The organism is Polaribacter filamentus (genome assembly GCF_002943715.1).
GTDB classification, from domain to species: domain Bacteria; phylum Bacteroidota; class Bacteroidia; order Flavobacteriales; family Flavobacteriaceae; genus Polaribacter; species Polaribacter filamentus.
This window is the reverse complement of sequence record NZ_MQUA01000013.1, coordinates 1,126,894-1,143,342: the sequence shown is the minus strand read 5'-3', so window position 1 is coordinate 1,143,342 and position 16,449 is coordinate 1,126,894. Positions and strand designations below refer to the sequence as shown.

General features: G+C 35.0%; 20 protein-coding genes and 3 pseudogenes. 22 read left to right on the top strand and 1 reads right to left on the bottom strand.

Going from position 1 to position 16,449, the window contains the following annotated elements:
• The first annotated feature begins 119 nt into the window (after positions 1-119).
• The 20 genes and pseudogenes from BST83_RS19845 to BST83_RS07315 all read left to right on the top strand — a co-directional run bounded on the left by BST83_RS19845 (position 120) and on the right by BST83_RS07315 (position 13,996).
• On the top strand, positions 120-287 hold the full coding sequence (locus BST83_RS19845; RefSeq protein ID WP_170062757.1) for a hypothetical protein: 168 nt from the start codon (positions 120-122) through the stop codon (positions 285-287).
• A gap of 334 nt (positions 288-621) precedes the next feature.
• Positions 622-837: pseudogene (locus tag BST83_RS07395) on the top strand (OsmC family protein); the annotation flags it as partial.
• A gap of 7 nt (positions 838-844) precedes the next feature.
• Entirely contained in the window at positions 845-1,195 is a 351-nt protein-coding gene (locus BST83_RS07390; protein ID WP_104809231.1) for a sll1863 family stress response protein, read from the top strand.
• On the top strand, positions 1,167-1,535 hold the full coding sequence (locus BST83_RS07385) for a hypothetical protein (protein ID WP_104809230.1): 369 nt from the start codon (positions 1,167-1,169) through the stop codon (positions 1,533-1,535). The genes BST83_RS07390 and BST83_RS07385 overlap by 29 nt, the downstream gene beginning before the upstream one ends.
• Positions 1,536-1,548: 13 nt before the next feature.
• Complete coding sequence (locus tag BST83_RS07380; RefSeq protein ID WP_104809229.1) at positions 1,549-1,839, top strand: 4a-hydroxytetrahydrobiopterin dehydratase; 291 nt, start codon at positions 1,549-1,551, stop codon at positions 1,837-1,839.
• Positions 1,840-1,915: 76 nt separating this feature from the next.
• Complete coding sequence (locus BST83_RS07375; RefSeq protein WP_104809228.1) at positions 1,916-2,287, top strand: arsenate reductase family protein; 372 nt, start codon at positions 1,916-1,918, stop codon at positions 2,285-2,287.
• Between the two features lie 103 nt (positions 2,288-2,390).
• Positions 2,391-4,130 (top strand): thiamine pyrophosphate-dependent enzyme, encoded by a 1,740-nt coding sequence (locus BST83_RS07370; protein ID WP_104809227.1) that lies wholly within the window; start codon positions 2,391-2,393, stop codon positions 4,128-4,130.
• 6 nt (positions 4,131-4,136) lie between these two features.
• Positions 4,137-5,638: pseudogene (locus BST83_RS07365) on the top strand (FMN-binding glutamate synthase family protein).
• Between the two features lie 178 nt (positions 5,639-5,816).
• A complete protein-coding gene (locus tag BST83_RS19840; protein WP_170062756.1) occupies positions 5,817-5,984 on the top strand; it encodes a hypothetical protein in 168 nt (55 codons plus the stop codon).
• A 17-nt stretch (positions 5,985-6,001) separates the two neighbouring features.
• A complete protein-coding gene (locus tag BST83_RS21140) occupies positions 6,002-6,127 on the top strand; it encodes a hypothetical protein (RefSeq protein WP_302849447.1) in 126 nt (41 codons plus the stop codon).
• 145 nt (positions 6,128-6,272) lie between these two features.
• Positions 6,273-6,944, top strand: a complete 672-nt coding sequence (locus tag BST83_RS07360) for an FAD-binding oxidoreductase (protein ID WP_104809226.1) — start codon at positions 6,273-6,275, stop codon at positions 6,942-6,944.
• A 23-nt stretch (positions 6,945-6,967) separates the two neighbouring features.
• Positions 6,968-7,519 carry a ferritin gene (locus tag BST83_RS07355; RefSeq protein WP_104809225.1) on the top strand — a complete coding sequence of 184 codons (552 nt, stop codon included), beginning with the start codon at positions 6,968-6,970 and terminating at the stop codon, positions 7,517-7,519.
• 349 nt (positions 7,520-7,868) lie between these two features.
• A complete protein-coding gene (locus BST83_RS07350) occupies positions 7,869-9,251 on the top strand; it encodes an NAD-dependent succinate-semialdehyde dehydrogenase (protein WP_104809224.1) in 1,383 nt (460 codons plus the stop codon).
• 121 nt (positions 9,252-9,372) lie between these two features.
• Positions 9,373-9,966 carry a DUF4136 domain-containing protein gene (locus tag BST83_RS07345; RefSeq protein ID WP_104809223.1) on the top strand — a complete coding sequence of 198 codons (594 nt, stop codon included), beginning with the start codon at positions 9,373-9,375 and terminating at the stop codon, positions 9,964-9,966.
• Between the two features lie 81 nt (positions 9,967-10,047).
• Positions 10,048-10,578 carry a fasciclin domain-containing protein gene (locus BST83_RS07340; RefSeq protein ID WP_104809222.1) on the top strand — a complete coding sequence of 177 codons (531 nt, stop codon included), beginning with the start codon at positions 10,048-10,050 and terminating at the stop codon, positions 10,576-10,578.
• Positions 10,579-10,700: 122 nt separating this feature from the next.
• Positions 10,701-11,231 (top strand): fasciclin domain-containing protein, encoded by a 531-nt coding sequence (locus BST83_RS07335; protein WP_104809221.1) that lies wholly within the window; start codon positions 10,701-10,703, stop codon positions 11,229-11,231.
• A gap of 80 nt (positions 11,232-11,311) precedes the next feature.
• Positions 11,312-11,680 carry an aldehyde dehydrogenase family protein gene (locus BST83_RS07330; protein WP_104809220.1) on the top strand — a complete coding sequence of 123 codons (369 nt, stop codon included), beginning with the start codon at positions 11,312-11,314 and terminating at the stop codon, positions 11,678-11,680.
• A 182-nt stretch (positions 11,681-11,862) separates the two neighbouring features.
• Positions 11,863-12,288, top strand: a complete 426-nt coding sequence (locus BST83_RS07325) for a DoxX family protein (protein ID WP_104809219.1) — start codon at positions 11,863-11,865, stop codon at positions 12,286-12,288.
• Positions 12,289-12,328: 40 nt separating this feature from the next.
• Positions 12,329-13,312 (top strand): NADP-dependent oxidoreductase, encoded by a 984-nt coding sequence (locus BST83_RS07320; protein ID WP_104809218.1) that lies wholly within the window; start codon positions 12,329-12,331, stop codon positions 13,310-13,312.
• A 51-nt stretch (positions 13,313-13,363) separates the two neighbouring features.
• Positions 13,364-13,996: an SDR family oxidoreductase gene (locus BST83_RS07315; RefSeq protein WP_104809217.1), complete on the top strand. Its 633-nt coding sequence runs from the start codon at positions 13,364-13,366 to the stop codon at positions 13,994-13,996.
• 147 nt (positions 13,997-14,143) lie between these two features.
• Here BST83_RS07315 and BST83_RS07310 read toward each other — a convergent pair whose 3' ends face one another.
• Positions 14,144-15,001 (bottom strand): formate/nitrite transporter family protein, encoded by an 858-nt coding sequence (locus BST83_RS07310; protein WP_104809216.1) that lies wholly within the window; start codon positions 14,999-15,001, stop codon positions 14,144-14,146.
• A gap of 414 nt (positions 15,002-15,415) precedes the next feature.
• On the opposite strand from BST83_RS07310, the pseudogene BST83_RS07305 reads away from it, so the two are divergent.
• Together BST83_RS07305 and BST83_RS07300 are read left to right on the top strand one after the other, a co-directional pair.
• Positions 15,416-15,705: pseudogene (locus BST83_RS07305) on the top strand (VOC family protein); the annotation flags it as partial.
• A gap of 332 nt (positions 15,706-16,037) precedes the next feature.
• Positions 16,038-16,352 (top strand): HPF/RaiA family ribosome-associated protein, encoded by a 315-nt coding sequence (locus BST83_RS07300; protein WP_104809215.1) that lies wholly within the window; start codon positions 16,038-16,040, stop codon positions 16,350-16,352.
• Positions 16,353-16,449 lie beyond the last annotated feature (97 nt).

Below are 16,449 nucleotides of genomic sequence, written 5' to 3'. Positions count from 1 at the left end.
AGATTGCGAATTGTATAAGAGCCTAAAAAAGATGGAACGACGTTCTATGAAAAAATAGATAGATGACCGCATTTTGTTAAACTATAAAGTCAAATGAAACTAATTAAAAACAAGAACTAGTGAAACAAGGAAAAGAGGATTTTAAGTTTGTAAAAAACGAGAAGGATAAAACACAAAACTATCTGTTACAAAAAGATAAATTGACAAAAGTTGGTTTCTATATTATTGTAATTGTAATTGTTGTTTCCTTTATAGTATTCGTTATAACTTCTGCCGACTTATTTTAAAATAGTAAATAATGCTATAAAAAAAGACGGTTACTATAATCGTATGATTGAGATTAATTTCTTAGAGGAAAAAATAATAGATTTTGATTAGCACTTTTATATTTGCGGACCGCCACCCTTTGTGGAGGCTATTTAAAGCATTTACCAGTTCAGGTACTGAATCTAGTGCTGTAGTGTTTGAAAAAAGTAGATTGCACAGTAGATTGGACTTATAAGGGAAAGTTGGACAAAAAGTTAAGACTATTTCGTAGGGAGATTCTGGCTATACTGGTCGGTCATTTTTATTTCATATAAATTTTAGATATAAATAAATAACACTTTAAATATCACAATAATGAAAGCAATATACACAGCAGAAGCAACTGCAACAGGTGGTCGAAATAGCTACGTAAAAAGTAATAATGATATTTTGGACCTGCAAGTAAGATTGCCTAGAGCAATGGGCGGAGCAAGTGACGATTATCCAAATCCTGAAATGCTTTTTGCAGCAGGTTATTCAGCTTGTTTCGATAGTGCCTTAAACTTAGTTATTTCTCAAGGCGCAATTAAGTAAAAACATGAAAGAAGAAGAATTCAAAGTACTAGCAAAACAGAGAATAGATGAAGTATCTGCGAAAATCAATGAGTTGAAAGCAAAAGAAGAGTCTTTACAGGGCGATGCCATATCAAAATATGAGGAATCTCTAAAAGAATTAGAGTTAAAAAAAGCTGCTCTTGAGGCAAAATATATCGAACTGGAAAATGCATCAGAAGAGAAATGGGATGAAGCGGAAAATGCGTTTTCATCAGCTTCTGAATCTTTTAAAGAAGGATGGAATAAAATAATTTCCTTGTTTTCAATTGTATTCGTTTTATTTTTCTTCGCCTCTTGTGGATTGTTTGATAAAGAAAATAAAAACAACGGGTGAAGACTTAAAGGAAGAAGTAAGTGATGCGGTAGATATATCAAAAGATTATACTGTTGAACAATGGGACAAGATGAATACAGAAATTGATGAAAAGATGCAAAAAGTCAGCAATGAATATAATGAGCAGAATGAAGAGTTTAAAGATAAATTTAAAGTTAAGAAAGCTGAACTTAACAAACAAAAAGAGCAATTACAGGACAAAATAAAAGAGTTAAATGAAGCTGTCGATGATAAAAAAGAAGCTTTAAAACAGGAAGTAAATGAGATTAAAACTTCATTAGATCAAAGTTTAACAACCTTTCAAAAAGAAATGGATGTAAAAAGTAATAGTTTAAAATAATGATATTAGAAAAATGACAAATTTAAATAAACAAGAGATTCAGGACAGAATGAAAGAAATTGATGTTTTGTGGATTCTAGAAGGTAAATTCATTCATAGAGAAATTATTTTCAAGGATTTTGTCGAAGCATTTTCGTTTATGACAGCAGTTGCAATGATAGCTGAAAAGTCAGACCATCATCCAAATTGGAAGAATGTATACAACAACGTGACTATTAGTCTTAACACTCATGATGCAGACGGTCTCACAAAAAAGGATTTCCAATTGGCAAAAGGTATTGATCAGATACTAAAAAATTATTGACAATAAAACCTATAATCGATAGCTTCCACTGGGACGCCAATGCTCATAGCCAAGTTAAACTAACTAAATAAATATTATGATATTCACCAATACTGATAAAGAGATAACACTAATTTATAATTCTGATGAACACATAGGCCGGCAAATTCTGGCTTATGCGCAAACTGAAACCATACCTATTCGTGACATAGATCTGAAGCATATGAAATTAACTACTACACATTGGGCAGAATTGGCTTCTAAGATGAAAGTTAATGTTCGAGACTTAGTGAACACGGAACATCCTAACTTTTCTCAAAAGTACGGACGGTTAAATCAATTATCAGATGAAGATTGGTTAGATCTATTGATAAATAATAAAGACATATTGAAGGCACCTATTGTTATGAAAGGTGATAAAATAATAATGATGAATAACCCACAGGATATGCTTTATTTCGTTAAATAAAGCCACTAACATTAGCTTCATATCTCGATTCTGATAGTGCTCTTTACAATGGTATAACCTTAAACCATTATAACAAATTTGAATAACCATCTAAGTAAAAAAAATGTCAAAAAATATATCCGATCAAATAGTAGAAATGCTTGTAGAAGCCGGTGTTAAGAGAATTTATGCAATAACAGGTGACAGTCTGAATCCAGTTAATGATGCCGTACGAAGAGATGGAAGACTCCAATGGATACATGTAAGACATGAGGAAGCAGGGGCTTACGCTGCTTCCATGGAAGCAGAGTTGAACGGCATAGGTTGTTGTATGGGAAGCAGTGGTCCAGGGCATATTCATTTGGTCAACGGACTATATGACGCCAACAAGGCTGGAAATCCTGTTATTGCCATTGCTTCAACCATTCCTACTGAAAAAATGGGATTGGAAAACTTTCAAGAGACGAAACCTGAATATCTGTTTCAAGACTGCTCCAAATACGTTTTTCAAGCAAATACACCCAAACAAGCCATAAATGGATTGCAAACTGCTATTCAACATGCTATAAGCATGAAGGGGGTTGCTGTTTTAGCACTCCCAGGTGATGTAGCGTCAGCTAAGCTAGAATCTGTGCATACATCTAATAATAATTTTTATACGGAGCCAAGAATAACCCCAAGTCATGAACATCTTCAGGAACTAGCAAGCATCATCAATAATCATGAAAAGGTGGTGCTGTTCTGCGGTCATGGTTGTCGTTTTGCCGTGGATGAAGTCATGCTATTGGCAAAAACTCTTAAATCGCCTTTGGGATATAGTTTTAGAGGAAAAATATTTTTTGAACGCAAAGAAAATCCTTATGCTGTCGGATTAAATGGACTTTTGGGTAATAAATCTGGCTTTGAAGCCATGCATCAGGCAGATGTTCTTTTGATGTTGGGTACAGATTTTCCTTATAGTGAGTTCCTTCCTGAAAAAAGTAAAATTATCCAAGTTGATACTAAACCTGAAAGATTAGGGCGCAGAGCGAAAGTAGATTTTGGGTATTGTGGTGATATTAAATCAACGTTGCAAGATCTAATGCCCCTCATTCAAGCAAAAACTTCAACTGATTTTCTTGACAAAATGCGTTCATTACATCAAGAAATTGAAGAAATATATGATAGCTATGTGGAAGAAAAGGGATCTGAAAAAAACATTCATCCAGAATATGTTGCCTATTTGGTTGATAAATTAGCAGATGATGATGCTATATTTACTGTTGATACAGGCATGAGTGCCGTTTGGGCTGCACGTTATTTAAAGGCTGGAAAAAACCGTTATCTCACAGGATCGTTTAATCATGGGTCAATGGCGAATGCTATGCCAATGGCTATTGGAGCAGGATTGTCACATCCCGACCGGCAAGTGATCGCTTTTTGTGGAGACGGTGGTATCTCCATGCTTTTGGGTGATTTGATGACGATTAGCCAATATCAAATTCCTGTTAAAATTATCATTTTTAATAATCGTTCTCTGGGTATGGTAAAGCTTGAAATGCGGGTAGAAGGCTATATGGATTGGCAGACTGATATGGTAAATCCTGATTTTGTAAAATTAGCAGAATCAATGAACATTTCAGCATGGGAGGCTAAGGAATCCCAAGATGTGGAAGAAGCGCTCTCAAATGGATTCAAGCATGAGGGGCCAGCAATTATAAATATTTTTACAGATCCCAATGCCTTGGCCATGCCACCTTCCCTCAATCTTGACCAAGTAAAAGGTTTTGCACAATCCATGGGAAGAATGATGGTCAATGGAAAATTTGCTGAAATAGTAGATACGACCAAGAGTGAACTAAAATACTTACGAGAATTAATTTAAACCATTATGAAGCAAGCTATTAAATTTACAATAATTGCCTTCCTGATTTTTGCCGTACTTATATGTGCATTTGTATGGCCTTTACCTGGTTTTATTGGTCTTGTAATCTTACTCGTGACGCTTGGGTTCTATGATCTATTTCAGAAAAAACACACGATACTAAGAAACTTTCCTGTAATTGGTCATATGCGATACTTATTAGAAATGATTGGTCCTGAGCTTCATCAATATTTTGTCGAGTCCGGTACAGATGGTAAACCCATTGATAAGAACCACCGCACCTATATCTATGAACGCGCCAAAGAACAAACCCAAACACATCCATTTGGTACCGAACTTAATGTAGATGCTGATGATTATAAATGGATGCAGCACAGCATCTATCCTGCAAGGAAAATGGAAACAGCACCACGCGTTGACATTGGCGGGAAAGATTGCCAACAACCCTACAGTGCCAGCCTTTTTAATATTTCAGCAATGAGTTTTGGAGCTTTGAGCAAAAATGCCGTAATGGCTTTAAATATGGGTGCAAAAGCAGGTGACTTTTTCCACGACACAGGTGAAGGAGGCATATCAAAATATCATTTACGGGGAGGAGATTTGGTTTGGGAAATCGGCACTGGTTATTTTGGTTGTCGAGCATCGGATGGAAAATTTGACGCAGAAAAATTCAAAGAAAAGGCCAATTGGGAGCAAGTAAAAATGATTGAAATCAAAATTTCACAAGGTGCAAAACCCGGACATGGAGGTGTCCTTCCTGCAGCTAAAAATAATGAGGAAATTGCTGAAATTAGAGGTATTCAACCACATATTGATATCATTTCACCTCCTGGTCATTCAGCCTTTAGAAATGCTGAAGGATTATTGCAATTTGTGAAGCAATTAAGACAATTATCTAACGGAAAACCAGTAGGCTTTAAACTTGCTGTAGGAAGCAAACAAGAGTTTATTGAAATATGTAAAAAAATAGTAGAGACAGGTATAAAACCGGATTTCATAACTGTGGATGGTGCCGAAGGAGGCACGGGAGCTGCTCCCATTGATTTCTCAAACTATGTAGGTATGCCTTGGGAAGATGCACTGATTTTTGTAGTGGATACACTCAATGAATACAACCTAAAAAAGAAATAAAAGTCATTACCGCCACCAAGATTTTTACGGCTTTTGATATTTTTAAAGCCCTTTGCATTGGGGCAGATGTCTGCAATTCCGCTAGAGGAATGATGCTCGCTTTGGGTTGTATTCAAGCGCTGAAATGCAATACCAATGAATGCCCTACAGGCGTAACTACGAATAACCCGAAACTTGTGAGAGGTTTGGTGGTCTCTGAAAAATGGAAAAGAGTGAAGAATTACCACAAAAACATATTGCAAGATTTTTTGGAATTATTGGCCGCATCGGGCTGTAATTCACCAGAAGAAATGAATAGGAGTTTAATTTTTAAAAAGGTGAATAAACAATGGCTTTCCTATGCTGAAGCGATATATCTAAAAAAGCAAAAATATTAATGACTAAAATCAAACCAAAATAGTATGATTGAAGAACTAAAAACTTTTAAAGAAAAAAATTAATGAAGGGCATTAGAAGGTGAATGTTCTAGTAAAACTTGACGAAATGAAAATTATTCAGAGTAGTACAAAGGTATTTATGAAAGACATGACATGGGTGCTAAGAAATTACAAATAAATGGGCAATCTTACCATTGTAGCACATTCCAAAATTCTAAAAGAACTAGTGCCAATAGATAATTTTTTCTTTGAAAGGATGCAAAAAGGATATGAAGATCAATACTTTGATTTTTCACAAATTCACAAAGCAATCGAGTTTATAAGCAGGAAAGAAAAAAACGGATAACTACTAAAAGTAGCTCAATGCTTAAAGGATCTGTTGCTCTTGGGACTAGTCTTATAATTGTTGCCGGAATATTTGTTCGATTAAGTCAATTAGTTGAATTATTAGGAACACGGTTTTTAGATTGGAAAGAAGATGAATTTTAAAAAGAATAGAGTATAAAACCGCTAAAAACAAACACATAGCTAGAAGCGAGAAAAGGTTAAACCACACGCATAAAGAAAATGAACAACGCATATAGAAAACGAGCACAAAGTGATTTAGCAAAATAGAAGTCAAAATAAAAATAAGATGAAACAACATATTGTAAAAATACAATCAGTAGAAAAGGTAACTCATGATGTATTGAAAATTGTTACTGAAAAACCTAAAAAGTACGCCTTCGTACCTGGTCAAGCCACGGACGTTTCCATAAATAAAAATGGTTGGAAGGATAAGAAAAACCCTTACACTTTCACTTGTCTACCAGAGGATAATTATCTTGAATTTATTATTAAAATTTATCCCTCGCATAAAAGTATGACAAACGAATTATCTCATCTAAAAATAAACGATGAGTTAATTTTACACCAGGTTTTTGGAGCAATCAGTTACAAAGATGAAGGTATATTTATTGCTGGAGGTGCAGGATTTACTCCATTTATTTCAATTTTTAGAGACCTTGATTCAAAAAATGAAATAGGGAATAATAAACTCATTTTCGCAAATAAAACCAAGAAAGACATCATACTCGAAAAAGAATTTAAAGCATTATTAGGCACTAATTTCATTAATATTTTATCAGATGAAAAAGTGGAAGGATATCCTAATGGACATATAACCAAAGATATCATTCATGCTAACAGCATCGGAATAAATAAACTGTTTTATCTCTGCGGCTCTCCGCCAATGATGGAAGCAATTGAAAAACAATTAGCAGATTTGAACGTAGATAAAAAATCAATTATAACAGAAACATTTTAGATAACTCAATAAATAAAATACACATGAACACAAACAGACTATCAAAAACTATTGCAGCAGCATTGAATGCACAAATGACAAAAGAAGCGCATGCTTCGCAAATATATTTGTCTTATGCTGCTTGGGCCGATAAACGGGGATTTAGTGGTATCGCCAATTTTCTTTTCAGACATGCACAGGAAGAACGGAACCACATGATGAAAATATTGGAATATATTTTAAAAAGAGGTGCTGAAGTGGAGGTGTCAGCTATTCCCGCCCCACCAAAAAATCCGGTAAGTATAAACAACTGCTTTGAAAAAGTATTCGAGCACGAAGTAGATAATACAAATGCCGTTTACAAACTGGTAAAAATGAGCCATGATCAAGAAGATTGGGCTACATGGAATTTTATGCAATGGTTCGTTAAGGAACAAGTGGAAGAAGAAACGCTTGCCATGAATTTATTGGATAAAATGAAAATAGCAGGAGGTGAAAATATGAACAGCAATGCTTTATATTTATTTGACAAAGAGATGGAAGAAACACCAGATGAGGTGATACTTGCACAGGAGGTAACAGCAGAGAATCCCTAAATTTTTACAGATTTTCTGATAAAATGCACTATTTGAGTGCAACGCACCTATCCAAACAATTTAAACAAATTTCAGGGTTAACTCCTACTTTTTACAAATCTCTTCCTAAAAGAGAACGGATTAATTTAGAGGATTTGTAAAATTCTAAAAAGCTAATCGTACAATAATGATTTCTAATTGTGTAAAACAACCCAACCTATAATTCCCCAACTTGGATAAAGTTTCTCGAAAGGTATTTAACAATATTTGACTCAGAAATAAGTCTCAAAATTGAAGCATGCTTTTGAAAATTCTTTCAAAATAGTAAAGGAATATTTCCTCATACTAAATAATTAAAAACACAAACAATATGTCCATTCAAACAGTTAATCCAAATACAAATAAAGTAGTAAAGTCGTTCGAAGAAATGACTGAGAAGACCGTTGACGCCAAGGTAGCGAAAGCTCAAATAGCTTTTGCTGACTGGAAAGAAACGAGCTATCAGCAAAGGGCTGATCTGCTTCATAAAGTAGCCACCCTTATGCGAGCTAAAAAAACAGCACTAGCAAAAACCATTACATTAGAAATGGGCAAACTCCTTGCCCAAGCAGAAGGAGAAATCGATTTGAGTGCTAATATTCTTGATTATTATGCAGATAATGGAGAAGTGTTTCTTGCCGATAAAGTACTCGACCCAGAATATGGATCGGCGATAATTCGTAACAGTCCCATTGGCTCCTTATTAGGTGTAATGCCTTGGAATTTCCCTTTCTATCAAGTAGTGCGATTTGCAGCACCTAATATTATGGTAGGTAATACTATTTTACTTAAACACGCCTCCAATGTTCCACAATGTGCTGCTGCCATTGAAGAACTCTTTGAAGAAGCAGAGGCTCCTAAAGGATTGTATACGAATCTATTCATCTCAGGCAAACGTGCATCAGCATTGGTTTCTGATAAAAGGATAAAAGGCGTTTCCTTAACAGGAAGTGAGGAAGCCGGTGCAAGTGTTGCTATCGAAGCAGGAAAACACTTAAAGAAAGTGGTATTAGAACTGGGTGGCAACGATGCGTTCATTATATTGGAAGATGCTGATATGGCAAAAATAGTAGAATGGGCAGTTGTAGGAAGGATGAATAATAATGGTCAAAGTTGTATTGCTTCTAAGCGGTTTATTGCAGTGGAAGCAATAGCCGATGAGTTTATTCAAAAGTTTAAGGATGCATTATCAAAATTGAAATTAGGGAATCCGATGGATCCTGATACTCAATTAGGTCCCTTAAGTAGTGAAGGAGCAGCCGAGCATCTGGCAGATCAGGTCAATCGTTCAGTTGAAGGAGGGGCAAAAGTGCTACTAGGCGGTAAACGCGCAGATCGTAAAGGAGCCTTTATGGAACCTACCATTCTTACCGATTTGAAGCCAGATATTGCTGCTTATCATGAAGAATTATTTGGCCCCGTTGCTTCCTTTTATGTGGTAAAAGACGAACAGGCTGCTATTGATCTGGCGAATGATTCTAATTTTGGTTTGGGAGGTTCCATATTCACACAAGATATTGAACGTGGAAAAAGAATAGCTGACCAAATAGATTCGGGCATGTTATTCATTAATCATCCTACCTGGACACAAGCCGATTTTCCTTTTGGTGGAACAAAACAATCAGGTTTTGGCCGTGAACTATCTGAGTTAGGGATTCACGAGTTTGTGAATAAGAAACTGATTCGAGTAAGCGGACTGAATGATCCGTTTTAATAGGCACAGCAATAATAATAATAATAATAATAAAACCATTAGTAACAATGCTTCATTACGATGTAAACCATTGAAGCAGATTGTTGTTACTATTACATAATTAATAACAAAAAATATCATTATGAATTTAAAACACTTATTTTTTTCAGTTATCACTTTGAGCCTAATTGCTTGTGGACCTAAAGTAAATACTACTAAGACCACAGGTAAGGATTTGGGTACTTACAAAACGTTTGCGTATCTGCCAAATAGCAATTTTGAGGATTTGGATAAGGGATACGGCAACAATAATATCGGAACGACTGTTATTGAAACCGTCAATACCAACATGCAGCAATTAGGATACACGTTAGACCGAACCAAACCAGATTTATTAGTACTATTAAGCACCTCAACAGATTTGGATACGAACGTAACAAAAGAACCTGTTTATGCAACTTACCCCAATTATTATGGAAGTTCATATGGTGTGAGCCCATATTATCAAAATTATTATTATAATGGCTATTCTGACTATAACCGATTGATTGGTTATGATACAGATGTTAATACTTATAAGGAAGGCACTTTGAGATTGAGTTTAGTGGATAGCGAGACAAAAAATATTGTTTGGAAAGGCACAGCCTCCAACAGTATTTATAAAAGCGAAAATGAATCTAAAGCTATTGCAAAATTTGTGGATGATATGTTCGCTAAATTCCCGAAAAATCGCTAATCCAACAGACTTCTTCTTTGGAAATAATAGATTCATTAAATAGAAATACGAAAACAAATAATTAATACTAAAATCAATATTATGAAAACTAAATTTTTTACAACCATCACTATCGTGGCAACATTTATTTTCAGTTCAAGCGTTTTTGCGCAGGTGGATGGCCCTATCCTTAGCGGAGTAGACAACACCAGCGAGTATAAAACAATCGAGTTAATAAATATGGACAAAGATCTCTCGACCTTTGCAAACTTACTGACGCTTTCTGGGCTCAACCTCTCTTTGGCACTTACCACAGAACCCCACACACTGTTCGTTCCTACCAATCAAGCTTTTTCCAAAATGTCCATAAAACGGTTTGTGGAATTGACCAATCCAAAAAACAAGACAGAACTGACCAAATTTATGAATGATCATTTTTTAACAAAAAAATATACTAGTCGTGAGTTTAAGAATGCAGATGTCATCAGTACAGGGAATAATACTAAGATTCAAATTTACCAGGACGATTATTATTTGTCTTTTGGAGGGGCAAAAGTTCTACAAGCAGATATCAAATCAAAAAACGGAATGATTTTTATAGTAGATGGCTTTATAGAACCTTCCCGTTATTAGGAGCAATTCTAGTCCTTAATCGTTCAGCAATTTGTGGCTGTCATTGAAGAGCTCTTCTTTGGAAATAATAGATTTTTTAAAAACAAATACGAAAACAAATAATTAATAATAAAAACAATATTATGAAAACTAATTTCTTTATAATTATCACTATCGTGGCAACATTTATTTTCAGTTCAAGCGTTTTTGCGCAGGTGGATGGCCCCATCCTTAGCGGAGTAGACAACACCAGCGAGTATAAAACAATCGAGTTAATAAATATGGACAAAGATCTCTCGACCTTTGCAAACTTGCTGACGCTTTCTGGGCTCAACCTCTCTTTGGCGCTTACCACAGACCCCCACACACTGTTCGTTCCTACCAATCAAGCTTTTTCCAAAATGTCCATAAAACGGTTTGTGGAATTGACCAATCCAAAAAACAAGACAGAACTGACCAAATTTATGAATGATCATTTTTTAACAAAAAAATATACCAGTCGTGAGTTTAAGAATGCAGATGTCATCAGTACAGGGAATAATACTAAGATTCAAATTTACCAGGACGATTATTATTTGTCTTTTGGAGGGGCAAAAGTTCTTCAAGCAGATGTCAAATCAAAAAACGGAATGATTTTTATAGTAGATGGCTTTATAGAACCTTCCCGTTATTAGGAGCAATTCAAGTCCTACATCGTTCCATAATGTGCGGCTGCCATTGAAGAACTCTTTGAAGAAGCAGAAGCGCCTGAAGGATTGTATACCAATCTATTCATCTCTGGAAAAAATGCATCAGCATTGGTTTTGAATACGAAGAATTATTTGGCACGGTAGCATCCATTTATGTGGTGAAAGACGAACAAGCTGCCATTTACTTGGCTAATGATTCTGATTTTGTTTTGGGCAGTTCTGTATTTACACAAGACATCGAACGTGGAAAAAGAATAGCAAATCAAATAGATACAGGTATGGTATTTATTAATCATCCTACTTGGACACAGGCAGTCCTTCCTTTTGGAGGAACAAACCGCTCGGACTTTGGTCGTGAACTATCAGCGTTAGGGGTTCAGGAATTTGTGAATAAGAAACATATTCGTGCAAGTAAGCTCAACGATCCTTTTTAATTGTTTAATTAATAACTGATGTTACGCAGAATTATAAAAACTTTAAAAAAAACAAAATTATGTTTCGTTTTGAACATGTAGAACATCAAAAAGGTAGTTTATATGTTCGCTAAATAGACAAAATAGAATTTCGTTTTATCGAAAACACTATTGCATAACATCAGTTAATAAAACATAAAATCATGGAAAAAGAAGTCAACACCTCACTAACACAAAATATTTTTAGAATACTATTAGCACTATTTATGGTCTTTGCCGGCATTAGTCATCTTACTTTTAATAGAATTGATTTCCAAGCTCAAGTGCCAGATTGGGTTCCATTAAGCAAAGATTTAGTGGTCATATTATCGGGTGTTGTTGAAATAGCGCTAGGCCTGATTTTACTTTTTTGGAAAAAGCAACGCGTAACTATTGGATGGGCTTTGGCCATATTCTTTATCCTGGTTTTTCCGGGTAATGTGGCCCAATACCTTGATGGAAAAGATGCTTTTGGAGCTTTAAACTCTGATACAGCGCGATTAATCCGACTTTTATTTCAACCTGTTCTCATCGCTTGGGCGCTTTCGTCTTCCGGCGCATGGCGGTCATGGAGAAATTCTAAAAAGTAAATAGCACGCATAATAAAAAATTAATTTAAACTCAAATAATATGAAAGCTTTACAAATAGTAAAATACGGTGACCTTAAAGAAAGTTTAGCCATTGTTGAAATCGAAAAACCATCGGTGAAGCCAAACGATATTCTTGTAGCAGTCAAAGCAGCCTCCATAAACCCTATTGATTATAAAATAGTAGAAGGAAAGCTGAAAGACATGCTAACCTTAAACCTACCAGTTACTGTTGGTTACGACGTAAGTGGCATTGTGGTTGAAAAAGGTTCTGATTTTCTCAATTTCGAAATTGGTGATGAAGTATATGCCAGAGCACCACAGGAACAAATGGGCACTATAGCAGAATTTGTAGCAGTAAATAAGGAACTGGTTTCTTTAAAACCAGAAAACATATCTTTTGAACAAGCATCTGGATTACCATTAACAGGACTAACAGCAATCCAAGCTTTAGAAAAAGTTGGAATTAAAGAAGGCGACAGAATACTTATTCATGCTGGTTCCGGTGGCGTAGGGAGTTTTGCTATTCAGTTTGCGAAGGCGAAAGGGGCGATAGTTTATACCACCACCAGTGGCAAAAATGCAGACTGGGTTAAAGCGTTGGGAGCCGATCGTGTGATTGATTATAAAACGGAGAATTATAACGAAGTAGTTACTAATTTAGACATTGTTTTCGATACATTGGGAGGTAATTACACCTTCGATGCTTTTAGAATTATAAAAGAAGGTGGAAAAGTTACCACCATAGTAGGTCCTCCAGACGAGGAAACCGCAACGCAAATGGGTATGACCAATTATAAGCTACCTGAAAAACTATCAAAATTGATTGAAGAGAAATCAGCTGTTTATAAATATACTTGGATGCAACCTAATGCAAAGCAACTCAATGATATTAAAACGATGGTTGAAGAGGGAACGATAAAACCAATAGTAGATTTCATATATTCTTTCGAAGATGGAATCAAGGCCTTTGAATATCTGGCAACTGGAAGAGCAAAAGGAAAGGTTATCATAACGCTTACTTAATTCTCCAAGAATGGAGATAAGAAGTGTAGTATTTATTTAAAAGAAACAAACATGAGTGAAATAAAAAATGTATTAGTGGCAGGTGCCAACGGAACCACCGGGAGAATCATCATCGATTTATTAAAAAAATCAGAGACCTATCAGCCTATTGCGATGGTCAGAAAACAAGATCAAAAAGACCATTTTGAAAAACAGGGCGTATCTGTGGTACTTGCTGATTTAGAAGAAGATTTAAGCCAGGCTGTAAAAAATGCAGATAAAGTAATTTTTGCGGCCGGATCAAAAGGTGAAAATATAATAGATGTAGATCAGGAAGGAGCAAAAAGGTTAATCGATGCAGCTAAGGAGGCTGGACTTGAGAAGTTTGTGATGTTGAGTTCCATGGGAGCAGACGAACCAGCAGTTAGTAATGATCTTGAAGATTATTTGAGAGCAAAGCAAAATGCAGATGATTATCTAAAAGCAAGCACTTTGAATTATAGTATTGTTAGACCTGGTGCGCTAACAGATGACGATGGAACGGGTAAAATCGAGTTAAAAGAAAAGTTAGAAAAACGAGGAAGCATTGCAAGAGCAGATGTGGCTAAAACATTGGTAGAAGTATTGGATGACAAGCTAAAGAAAAATAAGGTTTTTGAAATTCTTGCAGGTGACACTCACATTGAAAAGGCCGTTCGTTCCTAAGAAGTAATAATTTTAAACGAAGCTATTCACTGAAAACTTATGTCTTATTTTTTAGTTATAGTTAATTCTAGTTATTAAAAATTAACTATAATCTTAAGATTACACTAGTTTTAATTTTTAAAATAAATATTTATTAGCTACGAAGTGTTATTTGATATCATACACAAATGCACGATATTTAAGCAAGGCTACAAACACAGCACCACCCAATGCATTGCCAATAAGTGACACGCTTTGAAATGCACCATAAGCGCTCCATGTTATTTTTGGCGAACTAATCAATCCCGAAAACACCTCAACATTCCCAACAATACTATGATGTAAGCCTGCGAAAGCCAATACAGCTGTAATCATAAAAATAATAACGATGCGACTTAAGGTGTCTTTTGAGGCCGCTACCAACCACGATAAGAGTCCCATTAGCCAACCGGCTAGGATGGAACTTGCTAATATCACCCCAATAGGATATTGGCTAACGTGAACTGCAATGGCTTCAATACTTTGTAAACTAAATATTTCGAGTTTCGGACCAATCCAAACCAGGATGAATGCCATTAAACAACCGCCAACAAGATTTCCTACAATAACCAAAGACCAAAGTTTTAATAAGCTACGCACTGTTCGTTTTTTGTTTAATACAGGCAAGGTTAATAAAGATGTTTGTTCTGTAAAGAGAATCGATTGGCCCAAAATCACCATGATAAATCCTATAGGATAGACAAAGGACATTAATTTAAAAATAGTTTCCTCTTCTACTTTTCCGAAAAGAAAACCATACAAAGTACAAAGCAACAAATAACTAAACCCGATTTCAAGTCCTGCCGTTAGAGAACTTAAAAGAATACTCACAGGTTGTTTATCATACGTTTCCTGCCCCTCAATTATTTGTTGTTTGAGAATTTCTCCGTGTGACTTCGGACTGTCGCTTTCAGATTCTACAGACTTTTCCAGTTTTTTATCTATATTCTTTTGATCCTCTGCTTTTTCTTTTTGGTCAGCTTTCATTTGATTCTTTGTTAAGTTATATCATAATAATTAATTGTTAGGTCACTGCCTATTTACGGACATTGCTTAAACCAGTTCATTCCTCCTTTCTCGCAGACTTTTTTCGATTTTTATTTGCTAAATTAGTTCTTTAAACACGAACCACTTGAACTGGCGGCGACAACTATTAAAATCAAGAAATTTTTATTAGGCATTTTATAAAAAATGACCTTGGCAAAAACGAACTAAGGAAAATAATAAGCAAAACTAAACCAGTCATAAACACTTTACCTGCATTGCATCTGTGGCAATTACGAACCTGCAATTAATGGGTTTTTAATACAATTAAATTGACGCTTCATCATATCCACTCTTAAGCTTCCAATACAGATGAATTTCAAAATACAACCAATTATTTTTTGAAAACTATAAATTATGGCACAGGGAGAAACATACCCAAAATCATTTTCCCATATCGGAATTACAGTAACGGATATTACCAAAGCGGTTCAATTTTATTCAGCTTTGATTGGCTGGTATATCATCATGCAGCCATCCAAGGTGAAAAGAGAAAAAGATACTGCCATCGGGTAAATGTGTATCGATGTATTTGGAGATGATTGGGAAACATTTTAAATGGCTCATATGTCCATATCGGATGGTATTGGCATCGAATCGAGTTGTTTTCATTCCCAAATGGGTTGAAAAAAGTTTCTGAATTCTCAATCATCAAATTTATTGGTTTTTCTATTAAATATTAAGTCACAAAGGTTGGCTATTTAATCTTATTTACTGATGACCCAGGTCATTTTACATGTCTTATGAGTCACTTAATTTTGAAGTATTAAAATAAATATTAATATGTAACACCTTCATGCAATAATAAGAATAATGAAATTAAAAGTGCAAGCAAAAAAATTAGGTGGAAAAATAAGTATGAAAAGCACAGTAAATCAAGGGACAAAATTTACAATAGAGTTAATTCCATAATTCAGCCCAAAGAAATGAATAAATAGGAAACATAAAAATGCTTTATAGTTTTTAAAACAAAAAGATCATGATAATTCAAATAAATACCGGTAAAAATATAGCTGGAGACGAGAGACTTGAAAGTTATTTGAATATAATAATAAAAGATGAGTTATCTCATTTTAGCGATAATATAACAAGAATTGAAGTGCATCTTGCAGACGAAAATAGTCAAAAAAATGGAGAGGACGACAAACGTTGTATGATTGAAGCGAGGATTGAAAACAGACAACCCATTGCTGTTACCAGCCATGCTAATACTGCAAAAATAGCGGTGAATGATGCGCTTGAAAAATTAAAGGCTTTATTAGAAACTATAGAAGGGCGCTTAGAGAATTATTAAACTTAAAAATATGGAAAAGGGAGCATACTTAGAAAAATTAGATTATGAATATGAATCTCATTCATACGAAGAAGATCAACCACAAATACAACAATCA

Excerpts from the sequence above, each read along its gene's own strand:
- BST83_RS07390 (WP_104809231.1), top strand. The coding sequence starts at position 845 with ATGAAAGAAGAAGAATTCAAAGTACTAGCAAAACAGAGAATAGATGAA.
- BST83_RS07380 (WP_104809229.1), top strand. The coding sequence starts at position 1,549 with ATGACAAATTTAAATAAACAAGAGATTCAGGACAGAATGAAAGAAATT.
- BST83_RS07375 (WP_104809228.1), top strand. The coding sequence starts at position 1,916 with ATGATATTCACCAATACTGATAAAGAGATAACACTAATTTATAATTCT.
- BST83_RS07370 (WP_104809227.1), top strand. The coding sequence starts at position 2,391 with ATGTCAAAAAATATATCCGATCAAATAGTAGAAATGCTTGTAGAAGCC.
- BST83_RS19840 (WP_170062756.1), top strand. The coding sequence starts at position 5,817 with ATGGGCAATCTTACCATTGTAGCACATTCCAAAATTCTAAAAGAACTA.
- BST83_RS21140 (WP_302849447.1), top strand. The coding sequence starts at position 6,002 with ATGCTTAAAGGATCTGTTGCTCTTGGGACTAGTCTTATAATTGTTGCC.
- BST83_RS07360 (WP_104809226.1), top strand. The coding sequence starts at position 6,273 with ATGAAACAACATATTGTAAAAATACAATCAGTAGAAAAGGTAACTCAT.
- BST83_RS07355 (WP_104809225.1), top strand. The coding sequence starts at position 6,968 with ATGAACACAAACAGACTATCAAAAACTATTGCAGCAGCATTGAATGCA.
- BST83_RS07350 (WP_104809224.1), top strand. The coding sequence starts at position 7,869 with ATGTCCATTCAAACAGTTAATCCAAATACAAATAAAGTAGTAAAGTCG.
- BST83_RS07345 (WP_104809223.1), top strand. The coding sequence starts at position 9,373 with ATGAATTTAAAACACTTATTTTTTTCAGTTATCACTTTGAGCCTAATT.
- BST83_RS07340 (WP_104809222.1), top strand. The coding sequence starts at position 10,048 with ATGAAAACTAAATTTTTTACAACCATCACTATCGTGGCAACATTTATT.
- BST83_RS07335 (WP_104809221.1), top strand. The coding sequence starts at position 10,701 with ATGAAAACTAATTTCTTTATAATTATCACTATCGTGGCAACATTTATT.
- BST83_RS07325 (WP_104809219.1), top strand. The coding sequence starts at position 11,863 with ATGGAAAAAGAAGTCAACACCTCACTAACACAAAATATTTTTAGAATA.
- BST83_RS07320 (WP_104809218.1), top strand. The coding sequence starts at position 12,329 with ATGAAAGCTTTACAAATAGTAAAATACGGTGACCTTAAAGAAAGTTTA.
- BST83_RS07315 (WP_104809217.1), top strand. The coding sequence starts at position 13,364 with ATGAGTGAAATAAAAAATGTATTAGTGGCAGGTGCCAACGGAACCACC.
- BST83_RS07310 (WP_104809216.1), bottom strand. The coding sequence starts at position 15,001 with ATGAAAGCTGACCAAAAAGAAAAAGCAGAGGATCAAAAGAATATAGAT.
- BST83_RS07300 (WP_104809215.1), top strand. The coding sequence starts at position 16,038 with ATGATAATTCAAATAAATACCGGTAAAAATATAGCTGGAGACGAGAGA.